Below are 21,094 nucleotides of genomic sequence, written 5' to 3' on the forward strand. Positions count from 1 at the left end.
AGACGTCGGATCATGTTGTGGTTTCCGTGACCTGGGCGGTTTCCCGCGCCTTGATGGATGCGAGATTGGCTTCGTGGCTGGCCCGGTCGATCCGGTAGAAATAGAGGAAGCAGGCGCCACCGAGATAAAGCACGATAATGGTCGGGATATAGGCGAAGACGAGATTCCGGATCACCTCCGGCTCCACGCCCGCGGTCCGCGCGCCTTCCGGCATCCCCACCGCCGTCAGCAGCAGGCCGGCCGCGAAAACACCCAGCCCCGAGGAGCATTTCTGCATGAAGGAATTGGCCGCATAGAAAAGCCCCTCGGCCCTGCGCCCGGTCTTCAGCGAACTGTCGTCGATCACATCGCCGATCATGGCGTGGACCAGGATCGCCGAGGAAATCCCGCACATGGCGTAGATCGCGGCCAGCACAAACAGGATCGGCAGCAGCCAGGGGCTGCCATTGGGCACGAAGCTGCCCACAAGACGCAGCACATACGGCGCGATCGCGAACAGGATGGCCGTGACCGCCAGCACGAAGGCCGCCGTCCGCTTGCCCAGAATCTTCGACACGCGCGGCGCGACCATCAGCGCCAGGGTCGCGGCCAGGGCCGCATCGAGGGCGAGGATGGAAAGCTGGCGGCTGTCGAGTTCCCAGAAGAGCGATCCGAAATAGAGCGTCAGCGCGGAGCTCATCCCGATCGCGGTGTATTTCAGCACGCCGAATGAGAGGATGGCGAGAAATCCGCGATGGGAGAAGGTCCGGCCCATCAGCATGAGCGTCTGGAGCGGGTTACGGACCTCCGGGGCCGGAAGCTGGCGGAGGTATTTGATCCGGTGATGGGTGCCGATGGTCGAGATCAGCACGGAGCCGATCATGATCAGCGCACCGATCAGGCCGAACGCGACGTAGCCGTCCGGATTGGTGATGCCGTAGGGATGCGCTTCGGTCGGGGGCAGGAGATAGCGCAGAGCGATGAAATAGAGTCCGATCCCGCCGATATAGCCGAAAAAGTACCGGTAGCTCGCGATCGTTGTCCGCTCGTCGTAATCGGTGGCCAGCTCGGGCGCGAGCGCTGAGCTCGGGATCTCGTAGAGCGTGATGAAAGTCCGCACCGCAGATGCGAGCAGGACGAGATAGATGAAGAGGCCCGCCCCCTCGAGGCCCGGCGGCGGAAACCAGAGAAACAGGAAGGAGACTGAGGCCGGGATCGCCGACAGATACATCAGCGGATGGCGGCGCCCCCATTTCGTCCGCAGACTGTCAGATATCTGGCCGACGACCGGGTCGGAGATCGCATCGATGACCAGCGCCACCATGATCGCGGCGGAGACCAGCGCCGCCGGGGCCCCGACCACGTAATTGTAATACCAGAGAAGAAAGACCCGGAAGGCGACGTCCTTGATGCCGTACGCCATCGAACCGAACCCGTAGATAAACTTGGTCCGGAATTTCAGCGGCGGCGCGGCCGTCGGCGATGATGTGTCAGTCATTTGCCCTCCACAGGCCCTTTGCTTTCACCGCGCCTCGCATCGGGCGCCCCCGCACATCGCGTGTCGAATGTTGCGTGGCAGACCGGTGGAATCCGGGATGCGCAAGCGGGTCAGCCGCATCGCGACCGATAACAGCCAGCGAGCCAGGCATTGCGTCGAACTCGGGACCCGCCTCCAAATCAAAGGCCATGCTTCATGCTCCGGCACATCTTTTTCAACGACCCGAGAAAGCATACCTATTTTTGGAAAAGCGGCAAGCGGCGGCTGGCGCGTCTGCCCGGGCACAATGATCACGGCCGGCAAACATCGGTCGCCGGAATCACCGTCGAAGCGGAACCACTCCCGAGTGCACCTCCAGGATCTGCCGGATTCGGATATCGTGGCAAAAAATTCGCAGGAATAGCAGCGCTGAGCGTCATTTTTCGAGGTTTCGGTTCGCCGCCCTCTTGCACCGCATGGCCCGGGGCGACTAAAACTGCGATCTCAGAAAACCGCAAGAGACCCGAAACCCCACTCCCAGGCCCGCCTTTTGAAGGTCGCGGGAAAAACAATCCAAATATTCGAATACCGGTTTTTCGATAATGAAATGCCGGGCCGGATCGCGCGATCCGCCGAGCGTGATAGAAACACCCGGCAAGAGCCGTCAAAGCCCAGAAGCGAGAGAAACATCATGCGTGACGCAGTCATCGTCTCCACCGCCCGCACCCCGATCGGCAAGGCCTATCGCGGCGCCTTCAATGCCACCCTGTCGCCGACCCTGGCGGCCCATTCGATCCGCGCCGCCGTGGAGCGCGCGAAAATCGATCCGGCCGAAGTCGACGACGTCGTCTATGGCGCGGCGCTGCTGCAGGGCGGACAGCACACGATCGGCCGCACCGCGGCGCTGCGTGCCGGACTGCCGGTCACCGTCGCCGGCATGTCCATGGACCGCCAGTGCTCTTCCGGCCTGATGTCGATCGCGACCGCTGCCAAACAGGTCATCGTCGACCGTATGGACGTCGTCGTCGCAGGCGGCGTGGAGTCGATCTCGACGGTGCAGACCAAGGAGATGCGCGTGCAGCCCGACCCCGACCTGGTCGCCATGCACAAGAATATCTACATGCCGATGCTGCAGACGGCCGAAGTCGTCGCCAAGCGGTACGATATCGGCCGCGACCGCCAGGACGCGTACGGCTACCAGTCGCAGATGCGCACCGCCGCCGCGCAGGAAGCCGGCAAGTTCGACGACGAGATCGTCCCGGTGACCGCCACCAAGATCGTGGTCAACAAGGAAACCGGCGAGACCTCGAAGGAAGAGGTCACCCTGGCCAAGGACGAAGGCAACCGCCCGTCCACGACGCTGGACGGCCTGCAGGGCCTGAACCCTGTCATCGAAGGCGGCTGCATCACGGCCGGCAATGCCAGCCAGCTGTCCGACGGCGCCTCCTCGGTCGTGGTCATGGAAGCCGAGCTCGCAGCCAAGCGCGGCCTTGCACCGCTGGGCCGCTATATGGGCATGGCCGTCGCCGGCACCGAGCCGGACGAGATGGGTATCGGACCGGTCTTCGCGGTGCCGAAACTGCTCAAGCGCTTCGGCCTGACGGTCGACGATATCGGCCTGTGGGAACTGAACGAGGCCTTCGCCGTGCAGGTTCTCTACTGCCAGGACACGCTCGGCATCGACGGCGACAAGCTGAACGTCAATGGCGGCGCGATCTCGATCGGCCACCCCTATGGCATGTCCGGCGCCCGCATGGTCGGCCACGCCCTCATCGAGGGCAAGCGCCGCGGTGCCAAATACGTCGTCATCACGATGTGCGTCGGCGGCGGCATGGGTGCCGCCGGCCTGTTCGAGGTCCTCTAGCCTCCCGGCATCACCGGCAAGAAAGGGGCGCGCAGATCATCTGCGCGGCCCTTTTCCGTTCGGCGGCGAGCCGCCCTCAGTCCTTGCGCAGCCGGATCAGGCCTTCCTGCGCCGTGCTCGCCACGAGGCGCCCGTCCCGCGTGAACAGCTGGCCACGGTTAAAGCCCCGGCCGCCGCCCGACCAGGGACTGTCAGTGACGTAGAGCAGCCAGTCGTCCATGCGCAAATCGTCGTGGAACCAGACGGCATGGTCGAGACTGGCCGTCTGCATATTGGCGGTCATCCAGGTCACACCGTGCGGCTGCATGGCCGTCGACAGGAGCGCCATGTCCGACGCATAGGCGAGGACGGCGCGATGCATGACCGGATCTTCCCCGATCGGTCCGGATGTGCGGATCCACATATGCCGGACCGGGTCGCGCTTGACCGGATCGAAGGGCGACCAGCGCTCGACCGGGCGCAGCTCGATCGGGCGCGGACGGGTCATCCAGCGATAGATTCGCTCGGGCATCTTGTCCTTGTTCTGGCGGACAAGATCGGTCTCGGAGAGCAGCGCCTCCGGTTCCGGCACGTCCGGCATTTCGCACTGGTGCTCGAAGCCCTTCTCCGGCCGCTGGAAAGACGCCGTCATGTTGAGGATCGGCTTGCCGCGCTGCATGGCGATGATGCGGCGGTTCGAGAAACTGCCGCCGTCATAGTCGCGCTCGACACGGTAGATGATCGGAAAATCCTCATCGCCCGGCCGCATGAAATAGGCATGCAGGGAATGCACGGTGCGGTCCGGGTCCGTCGAGCCGATCGCCGACATCAGGGCCTGGGCGATGACCTGGCCTCCGAAGACGCGGCCGCGGCCGCCCGGATTGCGCGGACCGCGATAAAGATCGGTATCGAGCTCCTCGACCTCGAGCAGTTTCACCAGCCCTTCGGCCAGCTCTTCCGGCGTAGGACGCCGGTTCTTTTCCGTCGCGCTTTCAGCGCCTTCCGACCCACTCATCGCGGCCTGCCCCGTTTCGTTTTGCTGCACTGCGCCAATTGTGACCCGGCTGCGGGCAAAATTCCAGCATCCGGTACGGCGCGATGCAGCGCGCACGAAAAAGCCCGGCGCGCCGAAGCGGCCGGGCCTTGTTCGCAGCCGTCCATCGCATCAGGAGGCGACGAGGCGGAGCTCCTGCGTCGGGGCATCCCAGGGCAGGTGATAGTCTTCGAGCATCACCATATTGTCCCGATTGATGATCTCCGGACGCGCATTGTAGCCGAGCAGCTCCTTGACGCTCTGATCGGCATGACGCGCCAGGATCATGGTCTCGTCGGAGGAGAAATTGGTCAGGCCGCGCGCGACCTCCTCGCCATCCTCGCCATAGACGTGAAGCACGTCGCCCTTCTGGAAGCTGCCGTGGATCTTGACGATGTCCTCGTGGCGGACGCCGACCGCGCTCGCACGCAGGGCGGAGGCTGCTTCCTGCTTGAGCACCAGACCACCGGCCTGGTGAAGGCGGTTGGCGAGCCAGACGGCCCAGGAAGAGTCCGGCGTACCCTTGGCCACGCAGGTCGTATGCCGGCGCTCATTCTTCAGCAGGGTCGAGACCGGGCGTTCGATAATGCCTTCGCCGATCAGCGTCGTGCACCCGGCATTCTGGGCCAGGGACGCGGCATGCATCTTGGTGAGCATGCCGCCGCTGCCCAGCGAACTCGTACCGGTCGTCACTTCGAGATACTCGCTGACATCCTCGAGCGTCTCGACGAATTCGGCCTCCGGGTCCGACGGATCGCGATCGTAGAGACCGTCGATACTGGTCAGCAGGATCAGGTGATCCGCCTGGATCATCTGCGCCACCGACGCCGCCAGGCGGTCATTGTCGCCCACGCGGATTTCCTCGGTGGTGATCGTGTCGTTCTCGTTCACGATCGGCATGACGTCGCGCTCGAACAGGCGCTGGATCGTGTTCTTGGTATTCAGGAAGCGACGGCGCTCCTCAAGATCCTCGAGCGTGACGAGGATCTGCGCGATATCGAAACCGTGCTCGTGCGCGACCTGTTTATAGGCATTCAGCAGAAGCGGCTGACCGCAGGCGGCGGCGGCCTGCTTGTCGAGCACGCCCGCCTCCTCAGGAGAGGCGTTGATCGCGTTGAGACCGAGCGCGACTGCCCCGGAAGACGCCAGCACGACGTCATAGCCTTCCGTGCGCAGCTGGGCGATATCGGCCAGCAAGCCGTGCATGAAAGCGTATTTCAGGGTCAGACGGCTGTCATTGGCCAGAAGGCTCGAACCGATCTTCACGACGATGCGTTTGCGGACGCTCACTAATACTCTCCAGAGTGACGCACCGCGGATTGCCGCAGCGCAATAATTCCTGCGCAAACTATTTCGGGTTCAAATTTTTTCAACCCCCAAATTTGCAAACCAGCCCCCGCAAACTCACCATATCACCTTTATTTTTTATGAAATCCAGCAAGCCATTGTGGCCGCTGGCCGATCCGGAAACTGCAGAAAATATCATTTGAACTCGAAATATTTTTTGCTATGTACCCCCTCGAACTGAGCTCGATGCGCCCCTCCGGGTGCGTCGAGCATGTTGTATGCGTGAATGGCTTCTTCCGGGAACGGTCGGGCCGCGGGACAAGGTGGGTTATGGAAATTTTGCTCGTCGGATGCGGAAAAATGGGCGGTGCCATGTTACGGCGCTGGCTCACGGACATGCCGGCTGCACGTTTCACGGCGGTGACGCGCGACGCGTCGAAAGTTCCCGAAGGCGCCGGCCATGCGGAGAGCGTGGACGCGCTGGGCGACCGCACCTTCGATGCCATTATCATCGCCTGCAAGCCGCAACAGATCGACACCGCGATGCCGGCCTATATCGAGCACCTGGCCGCGGACGGCTGCTGGCTCTCGATCGCCGCCGGCTACTCGACCGACTCCCTGGCCGGGGTTCTGGGCGACAGCCCGATCCTGCGCCTCATGCCGAACCTGCCGGCCCTGATCGGCCGCAGCGTGAACGGCCTCTTTGCCAATGCGCGCTGCACCGAGAAGCACCGCGATATCGCCGAACGGCTGGCGCGGGCCACGGGCTCCGCCATCTGGGTCGAGGCCGAAGACCAGATTGACCGGATCACCGCCATCGCGGGCAGCGGAACCGGTTATGTGTTTGAAATTGCCCGCAGCTACGTTGCAGCAGCCGAAGCCATGGGCTTCGACCGAGAAACGGCGCGCACCCTCGTTCTGGAAACGATGGGCGGCGCCATCGACATGGCCGCGCAGTCCGAACTCTCGCTCGAAGACCTGCGCAATTCGGTCATGAGCAAGAAAGGCACGACGGAGGCCGGCATCGCCGCGCTTCGCCGTGACGGACTGCTCGATCAGCTGTTGCGCGAGACCACTGAAGCCGCGTACGCGCGGGCCTGCGAACTTCGCTAGTTGCCGCGCGCCGCTTTTTCTTCCAACAATTCAACTCAGAAAGCGACATGTCAGATCGTATGCAAGCCTATATCGAACAACTCGGACGCCAGGCACAGGACGCCGCCCGCGAACTCGCCACGGCCTCGACCGAACGCAAGAACGCCGCGCTGGTCGCGGCGGCAGCCGCCCTGCGGATGCGGGCCAACGATCTGCTCGAAGCCAATCGCCAGGACGTCGACAGCGTTCGCGAAGCCGGCAAGCCGGATGCCTTCGTCGATCGCCTGATGCTCGACAGCGACCGTATCGAGGCGATCGCGAAAGCGGTCGAGGAAATCGCCGCCCTGCCCGACCCCGTCGGTCGCGTGCTGGCTGATTTCCAGCGCCCGAACGGTCTGAACATCGAACGCGTCGCCGTGCCCCTGGGCGTGATCGGCATGATCTACGAGTCGCGCCCGAATGTCGGCGCGGACGCCGGCGCGCTCTGCCTGAAATCGGGTAATGCCGTGATCCTGCGCGGCGGCTCGGAAAGCCTGAACTCCACCCGCATCATCGTCGATTGCATGAAGGAAGGCCTGCGCGAAGCCGATCTTCCGGAAAATGCGATCCAGATGGTCGACACGACCAATCGTGCGGCCGTACAGCACCTGCTCCAGTGCACCGAATACGTCGACCTCGTCATTCCGCGCGGCGGCAAGGGCCTGGTGACGCTGGTGCGCGACCAGGCGCGCGTACCGACGCTGCTGCACCTGGACGGCAATTGCCATGTCTACGTTCACTCCGGCGCCGACATCGAGAAGGCCGTGGACATCGTCTACAACGCCAAGCTTCGCCGCACCGGTATCTGCGGTGCCACGGAAAGCCTGGTCGTCGACCGGTCCGTGGCCACCGATTTCCTGCCCAAGCTGCTCGAACGCATGCAGGACTGCGAGTTCCGCGGCGATAATGATGCCGTGGCCATCGACGACCGCATCAAGCCGGCCTCGGACGATGACTGGGATACCGAATATCTCGATGCCATCCTGTCGGTGAAGATTCTCGACTCGCTGGAAGAGGCCCTCGACTGGGTGACCGCCCATTCCTCCGGCCATACCGATGCCATCGTGACCGAGGACGCCGATGCGGCAGCCTGCTTCCTCAACGTCATCGACAGCGCCGTGGTCATGCATAATGCCTCGACGCAATTCTCCGATGGCGGCGAGTTCGGCATGGGCGCGGAGATCGGTATCGCGACGGGCAAGATGCACGCGCGCGGCCCGGTCGGCCTCGAACAGCTCACTTCCTTCAAATACCTGGTGCATGGTACCGGTCAGACCCGTACCTGACGGGGCCTAATCCCAATCTCTTCGTGAAACCTGACCCAAGGCGAGTTCATGACAAGTACAGCTATCGATGTCGAAGCGCTGATTTCCCTTGCGCTCTACTTCATCCTGATGATGGCGATCGGCTATTACGCCTATCGCAAATCCACGGATGACGTGTCCGGATACATGCTTGGCGGCCGCCAGCTGAACCCCGCCGTCGCCGCGCTTTCCGCCGGCGCGTCGGACATGTCCGGCTGGATGCTCATGGGCCTGCCCGGGGCGATCTTCCTGACCGGCCTCTCCGAGGCCTGGATCGCGATCGGCCTGATGATCGGCGCCTATTTCAACTACAAGCTGGTTGCGCCGCGCCTGCGGGTCTACACGGAGGTCGCGGACGATGCGATCACCATCCCGGACTTCTTCGAGAAGCGCTTCGGCGACACGACGCGCCTGCTGCGCGTTCTCTCCGCCGTGGTGATCGTGGTCTTCTTCACCATCTACACCTCGGCCGGCGTCGTCTCGGGCGGCAAGCTGTTCGAGGCCTCCTTCGGCCTCAACTACCAGGTCGGCCTCTTCCTGACGGCGGGCGTGGTGGTCGCCTACACCCTGTTCGGCGGCTTTCTCGCCGTCAGTCTGACCGACTTCGTGCAGGGCGTGATCATGTTCGTGGCGCTCGTCCTCGTGCCGGTCGTGACCATCATCCAGCTCGGCGGCTTCGGCCCGACGACCGAGGCGCTGGGCACGCTGAGCGTCGATGTCGGAGGATGGGACAAGGATTATCTGTCCATGATCCCGCAGGAGAGCCTGGGGCTCGCCGTGGTCGGCATCATCTCGACCATGGCCTGGGGTCTGGGCTATTTCGGCCAGCCGCACATCATCGTGCGTTTCATGGCGGTCAAATCGCTCAAGGACGTCCGGATCATGCGCCGCATCGGCATGAGCTGGATGCTGATCACGGTGATCGGCGCCGTCCTGACGGGCGCGGCCGGCCTCGCCTATGTGAAGAGCCAGAACATCGAAGTGGCCGACAACGTCCAGGTCGCGCAGGCCGTCGACGTCGCGGCCGATGCCACGACGATGGCCGATCTCGACACCATCGAGGGCGATGTGATCAATGGCGACGTCCCGGTTCTGGGCGATGAGGAGACCATCTTCATCCTGCTCTCGCAGGTCATCTTCCACCCCTATATCGCCGGCTTCCTGCTCGCCGCCATCCTGGCCGCGATCATGAGTACGATCTCGTCGCAGCTCCTGGTCTCGTCTTCCTCGCTGACGGAGGACTTTTACAAGATCTTCCTTCGGCGCAGCGCGAGCCAGAAGGAGCTGGTCCTGGTCGGCCGGATTTCGGTCTTCGCCGTGGCCTTGATCGCCATCGGACTGGCCTTCGACCCGGACAGCAATATTCTCGGCCTGGTCTCGAACGCCTGGGCCGGCTTCGGCTCGGCCTTCGGTCCGATCATTCTGCTCAGCCTGTTCTGGCGCAACATGACCCGTGCCGGTGCCGGCGCCGGCATGATCGCCGGTGCGGCGACCGTGCTGATCTGGGTCTACGGCCTGGGCTGGAACGGTCATCTCTACGCGATGATCCCGGGCTTCCTGGCCTGCCTCGTGACGGCCTGGCTGGTGAGCCGCATCACCACGAGCCCGGAAGGGCCGGCGAAGGAATACTTCGACGCCATGATGGAACAGCTGGACGCGCACAAGCGCGGCAGCGCCTGACCGGGGCCATCGCCCGCCGACAGGGCGGGCCATGCCTGAAAAGCGAAAGGGCGACCCGGCCGGGTCGCCCTTTCTTCTGCGCGGCTGCGAGGGGACAGGGCCGCGCAGAGGGACGGGTCCGGATGGCCCTAGCGGAAGGACGGCCCCTGATCGAGCCCGATGGCCTTGAAGATCTTCGCGGCAGGACAGAAGCCGGTGAAAGAGGACTGGACCAGATTCAGTCCGACAAACACGGCCAGCAGGATCCACATCGGATGAACCTGCCAGGCCAACAGAACCGACAGCAGGACCATGGTGCCTGCCAGAAGCATGACTGCGCGTCCGATCGTCATGGTGTTCTCCTTTACGTCTCGGATTGCGGGGTTTCTGTCTCAAGGCCCACCGATCCGCTCGGCACATAGGCCGCGTCCGGGTCCTTGAAGACGATGTAGATGGCCGGGATCACCAGCACGGTCAGCAGCGTCGAGGACGCCAGACCGAACAGGAGCGAAATGGCCAGGCCCTGGAAGATCGGGTCGCCCAGGATCACCGAGGCCCCGATCATCGCCGCGATGGCGGTCAGCAGGATCGGCTTGAAGCGGATCGCTCCGGCCCGCAGCAGGGTCTCGCGCAGGGTCTCGTCGGCACTGGCCCCGTGGCGGATGAAGTCGACCAGCAGGATCGAGTTGCGCACGATGATGCCGGCCAGGGCGATGAAGCCGATCATCGAGGTCGCCGTGAAGGCGGCGCCGAACAGCCAGTGGCCGAAAATGATGCCGATAAAGGTCAGCGGGATCGGCGTCAGGATGATCAGCGGTACCCGGAAGGAGCCGAACTGGGCCACGACCAGAACGTAGATGCCGAGCAGGGCGACCATGAAAGCGGCCCCCATGTCGCGGAAGGTCACATAGGTGATCTCCCATTCGCCGTCCCAGAGCAGGGTGACCGCGTCATCGCCCGGCGGCTGGCCGTACATCCGGATCACCGGCTGCGGCACCGCCTCGCTCCAGGGCCGTTCGGCGAGGGCTTCCTCCACGGCGAACATGCCGTAGATCGGCGCTTCGTATTCGCCGGCGAGTTCCGCCATTACCATTTCGGCATAGCGGCCGTCACGGCGGAAGATCGGATAGGAGCCCGGCTCCTCGGTCACGGTGATGACATCGCCGAGTTCGACCACGCCGCGATCGCCCGGCAGGGAATTGGCCGGCACCGGCGTCGAGGCCAGGCGCTCGCTCCAGCTGCGGTCGGCGCGCGGCAGGGCGACGGCGATCTCGACCGGATTCCGGCCCTCGCCGCGATGGGAATAGCCCACCGGCATGCCGCCTATCAGCGCATGGATCGTGTCATAGACATCCGATTGCCGGACCCGGAAATATTGCAGGCTCTCCTGGTCGATCGAGATCCGGAGACGCGGCCGCGGCGTGCCGAAACTGTCGTCGGTATCGACGATGTAAGGGACGCTCTCGAAGGCCGCGCGCACTTCCCGCGCCACAGCTCGGCGCGTCTCGGCGTCCGGACCGTAGATTTCGGCCAGCAGGGTCGCCAGCACGGGCGGACCCGGCGGAATCTCGGCCACGCGCACAGCCGTCCCCTCGGGCATGTCGATATCCGCCAGAAGCGCACGCGCCTCCAGGGCGATCTCGTGGGAGGAGCGGTCGCGATGGTGCTTGGCTTCCAGATTGACCTGGAGATCGCCCAGTTCCGGGCGGTTGCGCAGATAGTAGTGGCGCACCAGGCCGTTGAAGTTGAACGGCGCGGCCGTACCGCCATAGAGCTGGATCGACGTCGCCTCGGGCAAAGCCGCCAGACGGTCGGCAGCATCCATCAGGACCCGCTCGGTCCGCTCCAGCGTCGCGCCCTCGGGCAGGTCGACCACGACCTGGAATTCGGACTTGTTGTCGAAGGGCAGGAGCTTGACCGTCACCGTCTTGGTGAAGAAGAGCATCATCGAACCGAGCGTCAGAACGCCGACCGTCAACAGCAGCGTCCAGGCCGATTTGCGGTTGGCGACGACGGGTGCCGCGACCTTGCGGTAGAGCTTGCCGAGAATGCCTTCGCCATGCCCGTGATCATGGGCGATGCCATGGCTCTCGCCATCGGCGCCCTGCGACGCCTTGCGGCCGGCGATGATTTTCATCAGCCAGGGCGTCAGCACCATGGCGACGAAGAAGGAGAAGATCATGGCGGCAGAGGCATTGACCGGGATCGGCGCCATGTAGGGCCCCATCAGGCCGGAGACGAAGAGCATGGGCAGCAGCGCCGCAACCACGGTCAGGGTGGCGACGATGGTCGGATTGCCGACTTCGGCCACGGCCTCTATCGCGGCGCGTATCCGGTCTCGGCCGTCATTCATGGCCCAGTGCCGGGCGATGTTCTCGATCACCACGATCGCGTCGTCGACGAGGATGCCGATCGAGAAGATCAGCGCGAACAGCGAGACCCGGTTGATCGTGTAACCCATCAGATTGGACGCGAAGAGGGTGAGCAGGATGGTCGTCGGGATGACGACGAAGACCACCACGCCCTCGCGCCAGCCGATCACGAAAGTGACGAGCAGCACGATGGAGACGGTCGCCAGGGCGAGGTGGAAGAGAAGCTCATTGGCCTTCTCGTTCGCGGTCTCGCCGTAATTCCGCGTGATATCGACGTCCAGGCCGTCCGGGATGAGCGTTCCGCGGAGCAATTCCAGGCGTTCCAGGATGTGCTCGGATACCACGACCGCATTCGCGCCTTCGCGCTTGGCCACCGCCAGGGTGACGGCCGGGACACGTGTCCAGGCCTCGTCATGATGCTCCCGGGTGAGCGTCCAGGCGCGTGCATCGGACGGTTCGGCGCCGAACACGACATCCGCCACATCGCGCACATAGACCGGACGCCCGTCGCGCGTTGTCAGCAGCAGCAGGCCGATATCCGGGATGCCCTGCAGCGTCTGGCCGGCGGCCACATTCAGCGTGCGGTCGTTCGCGCTCACGGCACCGGTCGGGAAAGAGCGATTGGCCTCGGCGAGACGGCCTGCCAGCTGCTGCAGGGTGACGCCGTACTGGGCCAGGCGTTCCGGGTCGGGCTCGACGCGGATCTGGTCGGCGCGGCCGCCGACGATATAGGTCAGGCCGACATCATCGACCGACATCAGCGATGCGCGCAGTTCTTCGGCGATATTGTAGAGCGCGTTGTCGTCCCAGCGCTCGGCCACATCGTGCTGCGGCGAGAGGGTGATGGCGACGATCGCCACATCGTCGATGCCGCGCCCCACGATGAGCGGCTGGGAAATCCCGTGCGGGATCCGATCCATATTGGCCGCGATACGCTCATGGATGCGCAGGATCGCGTCATCCGGATCCGTGCCCACTTCGAAGCGCGCCGTGACCATGACCTGGTCGTCTTCCGTCTGGGAATAGACGTGCTCGACCGCCTCGATGGAGCGGATGATGGTTTCCAGCGGTTCGGTGACCAGTTCGACCGCATCCGGCGCGCGAAGACCGTCCGCTCGCACCATGACATCGACCATGGGTACGGAGATCTGGGGCTCTTCCTCGCGCGGGATGACCATCAGGGCCAGAAGGCCCACGGCGAGCGACGCCAGCAGGATGAGCGGCGTCAGCGGCGAGCGGATGAACGCCTTCGTCAGATGTCCGGAGATACCCAGTTTCACGGCTGCACCAATTCGTCACCGGCGGCGAGGCCGCCCAGGATTTCAACACCGGCATCGGTCTCGCGGCCGCGTTGCACGACCACGTCCATGACCGAACCGTCGTCCCGGCGGACGCGCGCATAGTCGACGCCGTACCGGGTCACGAGATAATCGTCGGGCACGACGATGCCGGGGCGTTCGTCGACCGCGACCACGACGCGGACGCGCTCACCCACGAAATAATCGCCGAGGCCTTCGACCACCGCATCGGCCACCACGCGCCCGTCCTGGATTTCCGGATAGACTTGGCGGATCCGGCCGGTCTGGGCGACATCGTCCGAAACGAGGGAGTCGCCGAGCCGCACCGGATCGCCGACCTCGATCGAGCGCGCATGCCGTTCCGGCAGACGCAGGCGAAGCAGGTAGAGCTCGGAAGCGATAACGGCGATCGGTTCGCCCGGCAGGACGACCGTGCCCGAGGTCACCGGAACCTGCAGCACCCGCCCGGCGGACGGAGCGAGGACATCGCCCTCGCGGGCCCGCTGGACCACGACCGCCCGCTCCTGGCGGGCCGAGGCGAGCTGGCCTTCCAGCACATCCACCGCTGTCTGCGCCTGGTCGAGCCGGGCTTGCGGGAAAATGCCGCGATCGAACAGGTCCTGGGCGCGCTCCAGATCGATCCGCGCCTGGTCGAGCTGGGCGGACAGCGCCGCAGCGCGCGCATTGATCGCACCGATCTGGGGCGCGAGCTGCGCGTTCACGACCACGGCCAGGACCGCACCGGCCTCGACGGCGTCGCCTTCATCGACCCGCAATTCGCCGATCGTGCCGCCGATGCGCGCCCGCGCATTGACCACATCGATGCTCTCGACGGTGCCGAATACGGCAGTTTCGTCCGCGATCATCTGCTCGCGGAGCTCGTACGTCTCCGGCGACTGTGCCGCGACGCTGCCGGCGGCAATGGCTGCGGTCATAAGTGCGATAAAGGACATGGCCTGCCTCGTTTCCACAAATTCGGTTCTACAGACTCACACTCACTGCGGATCGATTACGGCACCGGTGGCCGGGTCGATCGCGATGGTCGGCAGGCCAGCAGCCTTCCAGGCCATCAGTCCGCCCTTGACGTGCGCGTTGATGGGAATGCCGGCGGCGGCGCAGCGCTGGAGCGCATCCATGGAGCGCTTTCCGGATCCGCAATGCAAGACGATGCGGCGCGACACATCGACCGGCAAGGCCTTGGCGTCAAAGGTCGAAAGCGGGTGCAGGCTGGCGCCATGCAGGCGCTCTGTCGCGAATTCACGCGGCTCTCGCACATCGACCAGAATGGCCTCACCCGCTTTCACGGCGTCGAAAACCTCTTTCGGATCAAGTTCCTGAATGTTCATTTCACCCTCTTAGGAAATGCCAATAAGATAATTGACATCTAATTTAGCATTTTATATTTTAGTGTCAACTAATATGGAGTGAAAGTGTCGATGAGCGCCACACCGCCCTTCGCGGAACTGCAGTCCCAGGCGGGCGAAGCCGCCGGGTTTCTGAAGCAGCTGGCGAACGAGAAGCGCCTGCTCATCCTCTGCCGCCTCGCCATGGGCGAAGCGACGGTGAGCGAGCTGTGCGAGGTCGCAGACCTGTCGCAATCGGCCATGTCCCAGCATCTCGCGAAAATGCGGAGCGACGGGCTGGTCCAGGGCCGCAAGGACGGCCTGCAAGTCTATTACTCGATCGCGGACACGCGATGCTTCGGCATCCTGGAGCATCTCAAAGCGCAATTCTGCACGGCCGCCGACGAGCTGGAATAGCGACCCGGGCCGCCCGTCAGCTACGGGGCATGATACGCGCCCCGTCCTCGATCTGGCCGCCCGGGTAGAGAATGATGTCCATACCGGCCTCGAGACCGTTCAGGACCTGGGCGGTCTCGCCATTGTCGCGGCCGATCTCCACCGGCGTCAGACGGGCCCGGCCCTCGACCGCGCGAAACACGGCCCATTCGCCCTCTTCACGGAACAGCGCCGCGACAGGCACCTGCAGCACATCGGTTTCCGACCAGACCGTGATCTCGGTCTCGACGCGGTAGCCATGGCCGAGCTGTTGCCAGAGCTCGTGCGGCTCGACGATATCGACGATCACATTGACCCGCTGCTCCTCGACCCCCAGCGCGGAGACCTTGAGGAAGCCGTAGGGCTCGACCCGGCGGACGCGGCCGCGCAGCGCCGGCGCGCTGTCGCCCCAGTCGATGATGGCCGCTACGGCGCCCGGCTCGACCTGGACGGCGTCGGTCGACAGAAGTTCCGCCACGACTTCCAGCTGGGCGGTATCGCCGATTTCCATGATCACGGTCCCGGCCGGCAAGGGCGTCTCGCTTTCCTGCAGGATGCGCAGCACCACACCGTCCGCCGGTGCGCGAATATCCAGCACGGCCTGCTCGCCCGCCTCTTCCGCACTGCCCGGCGTCAACAGCCGGCTACGCGCGACGGCCAGTTCGGCGGTGCGCATGCGGACCGCCGCCCGCGCGCTGTTCTCGGCTGCCTCCGCAGCGCGCAGCTGCAGCTGGGCCGTGTCCATGGCCGCCTGCGAGGCGATGTCCCGCTCGAACAGGGAATGGACCCGCTCGTATTCGCTGCGGGCAAAGGCCAGGGCAGCCTCGGCCTGGCCATGCTCGGCCCGCGAGGCCGACAGGCCCGCCTCGGCAAGTGAAACGGCGGCCTCCGCCTCGCCCTGCGCCCGCACGTCGAGGAAGGCCGGATCGCTGGGCAGGAGGCGCGCGATGACATCGCCCGCGGCGACGCGGTCGCCCGGTTCCGGATCGACGCGCAGGATGCGGCCGCCGACCGGCGCGGAAACCGCATAGACGTCGCGCACGCGGGTATAGCCCTCGTCGCTGACCATGACGGCCATGTCGCCGCGCGCGACCGTATCGAGATCGACCGGCCGCGCCTGCGGCCGGAATGCGAAGACCAGCAGCACCAGCACCAGAAGCGCCGCCGCCGCCCAGAAGACCGTCCTGAAACGCAGGGTCATGCCTGTCTCCTATTCACCTGTCTTGAGCACGGCAACCATGTCCAGCTTGTCCAGCCGGGAGCGGATCATGAGCGCCGAGATTAGCGAAGTGGCCAGCACCAGCACAGCCGCAAAACCGAAAGTGCCCGCCTCGATCACGTAGGGCAGGCGGAACAGGTCCGAACTCATCGAGGTCGCGAAGAACCAGGCGAGCGCCGCTCCCAGCGCCGCGCCGACCGGCAGGGCCAGCAGGGTGATCAGCGCGATTTCGCCGAGCAGGACATAGGCGACCTCGCCCCGCGTGAAGCCGAGCACGCGCAGCACGGCCAGCTCGTGCTGGCGTTCGGAGAAGGAGATACGGACACTGTTGTACACCACGCCGATCGCGATCAGCCCGGCGAAGGTCGTATAGATCACGATCGAGGCCCCGATCCCCTCATCCATCAACTCGATGAAGGTCCGCTCCGCCTCGCTCTGCAGCGAGACGCCGGCAATGCCCGGGGATGATTTGAGGCGGGCATAGAGCTGTGCGACGGCGTCGCTGTCGACCAGGAGGGATGCGCCGGAGACCACCGCCCCCTCTCCGAGGAGCGCGTTGAGATCGTGGATCTCCATCTGCACGCCCGAACCGATCAGCGTCGTGGTGACGGCCGCGACGGGCAGAGCCAGCACAGGTCGCTCGCCTTCCGTCACCTCCACGGTCAGAACCTGCCCCGCTTCGGCGCCCAGCTTGTCGGCCAGATCGCGGGAGAGGACGAGCGAGCCCGGCGGCGACTCCACCGCCAGCCCGTCCTCGCCGACGAGCCGGGCCAACTCGGGGTCGCGCGGATAGCCGGTGATCGCCGCACGCTCCTCCGCCGCCCCATGGCGCAACCGAACCGCGACCGTGCGAACGGGTTCCGCCCGCAGCACGCCGGGCAGGCGCTCGACCGAATGCAGGGCAGCGTGGGAGCGCGGCTCGACGAAGGAAACCGCCACGTCCTGCCGGTTCGAGATGTTGAAATAGACGTCGATCATCCGGTCCATGGAATCGAGGAAGAACATCGTCCCGACCAGCAGCCCGCCGGACACGGCCACCCCGCCCAGCGTGAAGCCGGACCGCGCCGGCCAGCGGAAGATCTGCCGGATGATCATGCGCGTCTGCTGGTCGAGCACGCGCCAGCGCGTCAGGCCGATGCCGAAGGCCTTGGAGTAGTCCGGCGGCGGCGGCGGGCGCATGGCCAGGGCCGGATCGAGCCCCGCCACCCGCCAGGCGGCGAGAATGGCACCGCCCCCGACAGCCGCCACCGTCACCACCAGCTCTGTGGCGAAGACGCGCGGATCGAAACGGAAAACGAGGAAGGGGAAGTGGTAGTATTCCTGGTACATCTGCGCCAGCGCCCGTCCGAGCCACACGCCCAGCCCCATCCCGATCACGAGTCCCAGCGCGCCGATCACCACGGCCAGTTTGACGTAGTGAGAGATCACCTCGCGGTTGGAATAGCCGAAGGCCTTGAGCAGGCCGATCTCCTCGCGCTCCATGGCCACGAGACGCGAGAGCACGACATTCACCAGGAAGGCGGCGACCGCCAGGAAGATCGGCGGCAGGAGCTTGGCCATCATGTCCAGCTGGTCGATCTCGCTGGAGACGAAGGCATCGGATATCTGGCTGTCGCGCCCGTAGGCACCCGGCGCGCCATAGGGTTCGAGCAGGCGGTCGAGCCGGTCGATCAGCGCGTCCTCGCTCTCGCCGCGCCGCAACAGGATCACCGCCTCGTTGAAGGCCCCGTCCCGCTCCACCGCCTGGCCGAGCGCGTCCCGCCCCATCCAGATCACGCCGTAGAGGCGAGGATCGGGCACGATCTGGCCCGGCGCGATGGAGTAGACATGCTCAGGTGAGAGGGCGAGCCCTACGATCCGAAGGTCCGCCCGCCCGCCATGAATGGTCGCGCTGAGCGTCTCGCCGACCTGCAGATCGTGCGCCGTGGCGAAGCTTTCCAGCACCACGGCCTCGTTGCGATGGCCCGTGCGCGGAATGCGCCCGTCCGTCAGATGGATGCGGTTCACCCGCGGCTCGCGCCCGTCCGGCAGGGACAGGATTTCACCGCTCGCGGGCGCATCCATGCCCGGAATGTCGAGCACGGCCGCCGCCCGGATACGGCTTTCCGCCGCCTCGACGCCGGGCAGTTCGCGAATATCGGCCAGCAGGGTCTCCGGCGCCCGCACGACCGGCGCCCAGACATCGGCGAACTTGTAGCGGTCGTAATAGGCCTGCCGCGTCACCTGCAGGGAATCGAGCATGCCGGCGGAGACGAGATGCACGGAAATGCCGCCGGCGATGACCAGGGCGATGGCGACGGCCTGAACCCACATCCCGCCCAGATCGCGCACCAGCTTTCGGTCGAGCATGCGCGGAAGAAGCTTCGCGAGATCGGGGAAATGCCAGCCGCCTACCATGTCAGCGATCCCGGCTCGATACGCTCGGTATTGGTCTTCACGCTGCCCACGCGGCCGTCGGAGAAGGTAATCACCTGGTGCGCCATGCCGGCCACGCCGGCATTGTGCGTGATGATCAGCGTGGTCGAGCCCAGCGTGTCGTTGACGTGTTTGAGCGCCTCGAGCACGCGAATACCGGTTGCGCTGTCCAGCGCCCCGGTCGGCTCGTCGCAGAGCAGGACGTCGGGCCGTTTGGCGATGGCCCGTGCGATGGCGACGCGCTGCTGCTCGCCGCCGGACATCTCGGCCGGAAAATGATCCGCCCGTTCGCCCAGTCCCACCATTTCCAGCGCCTCGGCAGCCTCCAGCGGATCGTCGGCAATCTCGGTAACGAGCTCGACATTCTCGCGCGCGGTCAGACTGGGCATGAGATTGTAGAACTGGAAGACGAAGCCGACATGCTTGCGCCGGTACTGGGTCAGCCGGCGCGTCTTCGCATGCATCAGGCTCTCGCCGCGAAACAGGAAGTCACCCTCGCTCCCGCGGTCCAGCCCGCCGAGAATATTGAGCAGGGTCGACTTGCCCGACCCGGACGGCCCCAGCAGGACCGCCATCTCCCCGTCCGCAATGGACAGATCAACGCCCCGCAGCGCATGCACGGCGGAAGTCCCGCTGCCATAGACCTTGGTCAGCCCGCGCGTCTCGAAACACGGCACTCCCCGCGCCGGGCGCTCCACCTGTCCGCTCAAGCCGCTTCCTCCACAACCGGGTTATGGAATAGCATCCCTCACGGAATGTCAGAATAGGTCAGCGCGCCGCAGGGGAGCGGGGCGGGCTGAGGGACTTGGAACCAAAACGGCGCGACGCCTGACCCCGGCACGCGGCGGCCAAGGAAAGATGCGGCGGATTGACGGAGCCGCGCGTGCGGAAAATGGTGTGTGGCTTCGTTTTTCCTACCGCGTTTGAGATAGGTGTAGGCGCTGGGGGGCGGTGGTAATGTTAGTACACCGTCAGGCAGAGATCATAGTCGAACATATATCAATCCAAATGGGTTTCAGGATATGACGAGACGCAGAATAAAATTCATTTCGAGGTTTTGCGGGCTTCTTAGCTTCGGTATTGCTGTGGCGTACTTCAACACCGAGCTTGATTATTTAGCATTTGTGGCAGGTTTTTTTGCGGGTATTTTTGGGGCGGGCGGAGATTTTCTATTTGGAGGTAAGCGATCAGCTCCGAAATAAATGGTGATTTCGAAAAACGACAGAATAAATGGTGACAGGCACCTATTTCCCGCGAGATGAATGGGAACAGATGAAATTAAGGGACTGAAAACACGCCTCCCATTGCCTCAACCGTCCGAACGCCAGTCCTGCCCATTAAGCGCTGCGCGCAAATCCTCCCATACATCTCATGTCAGCCAGCGGGCCGCACGGGTCCAGCGCCGTCAAGGCCGCCGCCTTGGACGCTCGGCTTTATCCAAAAAGTGGTTCCCACTTTTCGGGCCTCGCTGCGGCGCCGCACAGCGGGCATGCGCCTTGACGGCGCTGGACCCGTGCGGCGACATCCGGGCAGGAGATGAATGGTGAAACGGGCGCGGAGCGCGCCGCTCAGATCCCGTTTCCCCGGGGCTCATCAGGGGGAGGATGGGCCTGACCTGATAGTGCAAACCCCTTCTCCCCCGCCGGGGAGAAGGTGGCCGAAGGCCGGATGAGGGGCGGCCCGAAGGGCCAGGGAAAAACCTTCGGGATTTGCGGAAAGAGTCCTCTTCGCGCCGCTTTGGCGGCGCGCCCCTCACCCTTTATCCCTCTCCCCGGGAGGGGAGAGGGGGTGTTGGGTCTGGGTTTTGCTTGCGACTTATCCCCACCCTCGAAATCTCCCCTAGACTCCTCCCCGTTCTCGCACCGCTCGAGGCCCGGTCTGGTTCGCCGGGGGTGCGAGGAGGACGGAGCTTGCCCGCTCCGGTCGGGTTGACCACGACCGGATCCGGTGAGGCCATCGGTAAGGAGAGGCAGCAAAAGCGCTGACTGTCTGTCCAGACCGGTTTCGAGAGGGGCGCCGCGAGGGGCCCGACAAATCTCCGTGTGCAGGATGTCCCTGATGTCACTCACACCTACAGCAACACTCCGGCATCAGCCGGCATCCTGCACCCCTCATACCGCCACGCGGAATCGCCGTGGCGCTATCGGTGTTTCGTCCTCCCCCGCCGGGGGAGGTGTCCCGAAGGGACGGAGGGGGCTGGTGCAGGATGAAGCGCCGAATACCCCCATCGACCCGATGCTGCGCATCGGCCCACTTCCCCCGGCGGGGGAAGACGAAAGTCGCACTGGCACCCAGGACC

The 21,094-nt window shown here is 64.8% G+C and carries 15 protein-coding genes; 5 read left to right on the forward strand and 10 right to left on the reverse strand.

What is annotated here, in order from left to right; translation table 11 throughout:
- Nucleotides 1-10: 10 nt before the first annotated feature.
- Complete coding sequence (locus AC13HB_RS07445) at nucleotides 11-1,477, reverse strand: MFS transporter (protein WP_482949108.1); 1,467 nt, start codon at nucleotides 1,475-1,477, stop codon at nucleotides 11-13.
- A 670-nt stretch (nucleotides 1,478-2,147) separates the two neighbouring features.
- On the opposite strand from AC13HB_RS07445, the gene AC13HB_RS07450 reads away from it, so the two are divergent.
- Nucleotides 2,148-3,320 carry an acetyl-CoA C-acyltransferase gene (locus AC13HB_RS07450; RefSeq protein ID WP_482949109.1) on the forward strand — a complete coding sequence of 391 codons (1,173 nt, stop codon included), beginning with the start codon at nucleotides 2,148-2,150 and terminating at the stop codon, nucleotides 3,318-3,320.
- Between the two features lie 76 nt (nucleotides 3,321-3,396).
- Here AC13HB_RS07450 and AC13HB_RS07455 read toward each other — a convergent pair whose 3' ends face one another.
- Nucleotides 3,397-4,314 (reverse strand): acyl-CoA thioesterase, encoded by a 918-nt coding sequence (locus tag AC13HB_RS07455; protein WP_482949110.1) that lies wholly within the window; start codon nucleotides 4,312-4,314, stop codon nucleotides 3,397-3,399.
- A 150-nt stretch (nucleotides 4,315-4,464) separates the two neighbouring features.
- The gene (gene proB / locus AC13HB_RS07460; RefSeq protein WP_482949111.1) at nucleotides 4,465-5,622 is read right to left on the reverse strand and encodes a glutamate 5-kinase; all 1,158 of its coding nucleotides are present in this window, start codon (nucleotides 5,620-5,622) and stop codon (nucleotides 4,465-4,467) included.
- Nucleotides 5,623-5,991: 369 nt separating this feature from the next.
- On the opposite strand from proB, the gene AC13HB_RS07465 reads away from it, so the two are divergent.
- Genes AC13HB_RS07465 through AC13HB_RS07475 form a run of 3 tightly spaced genes read left to right on the forward strand, consistent with a single transcriptional unit; the run spans nucleotide 5,992 to nucleotide 9,734 of the window.
- A complete protein-coding gene (locus AC13HB_RS07465) occupies nucleotides 5,992-6,732 on the forward strand; it encodes a pyrroline-5-carboxylate reductase family protein (protein ID WP_482949112.1) in 741 nt (246 codons plus the stop codon).
- A 47-nt stretch (nucleotides 6,733-6,779) separates the two neighbouring features.
- Complete coding sequence (locus tag AC13HB_RS07470) at nucleotides 6,780-8,036, forward strand: glutamate-5-semialdehyde dehydrogenase (protein WP_482949113.1); 1,257 nt, start codon at nucleotides 6,780-6,782, stop codon at nucleotides 8,034-8,036.
- A gap of 48 nt (nucleotides 8,037-8,084) precedes the next feature.
- Nucleotides 8,085-9,734 carry a sodium:solute symporter family transporter gene (locus AC13HB_RS07475; protein WP_482949114.1) on the forward strand — a complete coding sequence of 550 codons (1,650 nt, stop codon included), beginning with the start codon at nucleotides 8,085-8,087 and terminating at the stop codon, nucleotides 9,732-9,734.
- A 128-nt stretch (nucleotides 9,735-9,862) separates the two neighbouring features.
- On the opposite strand, the gene AC13HB_RS07480 is transcribed toward AC13HB_RS07475, so the two are convergent.
- The 4 genes from AC13HB_RS07480 to AC13HB_RS07495 are packed head-to-tail and all read right to left on the reverse strand — an operon-like array spanning nucleotide 9,863 to nucleotide 14,729.
- A complete protein-coding gene (locus AC13HB_RS07480; RefSeq protein WP_482949115.1) occupies nucleotides 9,863-10,066 on the reverse strand; it encodes a YgaP family membrane protein in 204 nt (67 codons plus the stop codon).
- 11 nt (nucleotides 10,067-10,077) lie between these two features.
- On the reverse strand, nucleotides 10,078-13,365 hold the full coding sequence (locus tag AC13HB_RS07485) for an efflux RND transporter permease subunit (RefSeq protein ID WP_482949116.1): 3,288 nt from the start codon (nucleotides 13,363-13,365) through the stop codon (nucleotides 10,078-10,080).
- Nucleotides 13,362-14,336 carry an efflux RND transporter periplasmic adaptor subunit gene (locus AC13HB_RS07490; RefSeq protein ID WP_482949117.1) on the reverse strand — a complete coding sequence of 325 codons (975 nt, stop codon included), beginning with the start codon at nucleotides 14,334-14,336 and terminating at the stop codon, nucleotides 13,362-13,364. Before AC13HB_RS07490 ends, AC13HB_RS07485 begins: the two co-directional genes overlap by 4 nt.
- Nucleotides 14,337-14,378: 42 nt before the next feature.
- The gene (locus AC13HB_RS07495) at nucleotides 14,379-14,729 is read right to left on the reverse strand and encodes a rhodanese-like domain-containing protein (protein WP_482949118.1); all 351 of its coding nucleotides are present in this window, start codon (nucleotides 14,727-14,729) and stop codon (nucleotides 14,379-14,381) included.
- A gap of 90 nt (nucleotides 14,730-14,819) precedes the next feature.
- On the opposite strand from AC13HB_RS07495, the gene AC13HB_RS07500 reads away from it, so the two are divergent.
- Nucleotides 14,820-15,143, forward strand: a complete 324-nt coding sequence (locus AC13HB_RS07500; RefSeq protein ID WP_482949119.1) for an ArsR/SmtB family transcription factor — start codon at nucleotides 14,820-14,822, stop codon at nucleotides 15,141-15,143.
- A 16-nt stretch (nucleotides 15,144-15,159) separates the two neighbouring features.
- Here the strand turns inward: AC13HB_RS07500 and AC13HB_RS07505 are convergent, their stop codons facing one another.
- The 3 genes from AC13HB_RS07505 to AC13HB_RS07515 are packed head-to-tail and all read right to left on the reverse strand — an operon-like array spanning nucleotide 15,160 to nucleotide 19,505.
- Nucleotides 15,160-16,362: an efflux RND transporter periplasmic adaptor subunit gene (locus tag AC13HB_RS07505; RefSeq protein WP_482949120.1), complete on the reverse strand. Its 1,203-nt coding sequence runs from the start codon at nucleotides 16,360-16,362 to the stop codon at nucleotides 15,160-15,162.
- Between the two features lie 9 nt (nucleotides 16,363-16,371).
- Nucleotides 16,372-18,777, reverse strand: coding sequence for an ABC transporter permease (locus AC13HB_RS07510; RefSeq protein WP_482949121.1), 2,406 nt, complete (start codon nucleotides 18,775-18,777; stop codon nucleotides 16,372-16,374).
- On the reverse strand, nucleotides 18,771-19,505 hold the full coding sequence (locus tag AC13HB_RS07515) for an ABC transporter ATP-binding protein (protein WP_482949122.1): 735 nt from the start codon (nucleotides 19,503-19,505) through the stop codon (nucleotides 18,771-18,773). Before AC13HB_RS07515 ends, AC13HB_RS07510 begins: the two co-directional genes overlap by 7 nt.
- Nucleotides 19,506-21,094: the final 1,589 nt, after the last annotated feature.

It is taken from the genome of Maricaulis sp. B-26, assembly GCF_056857855.1.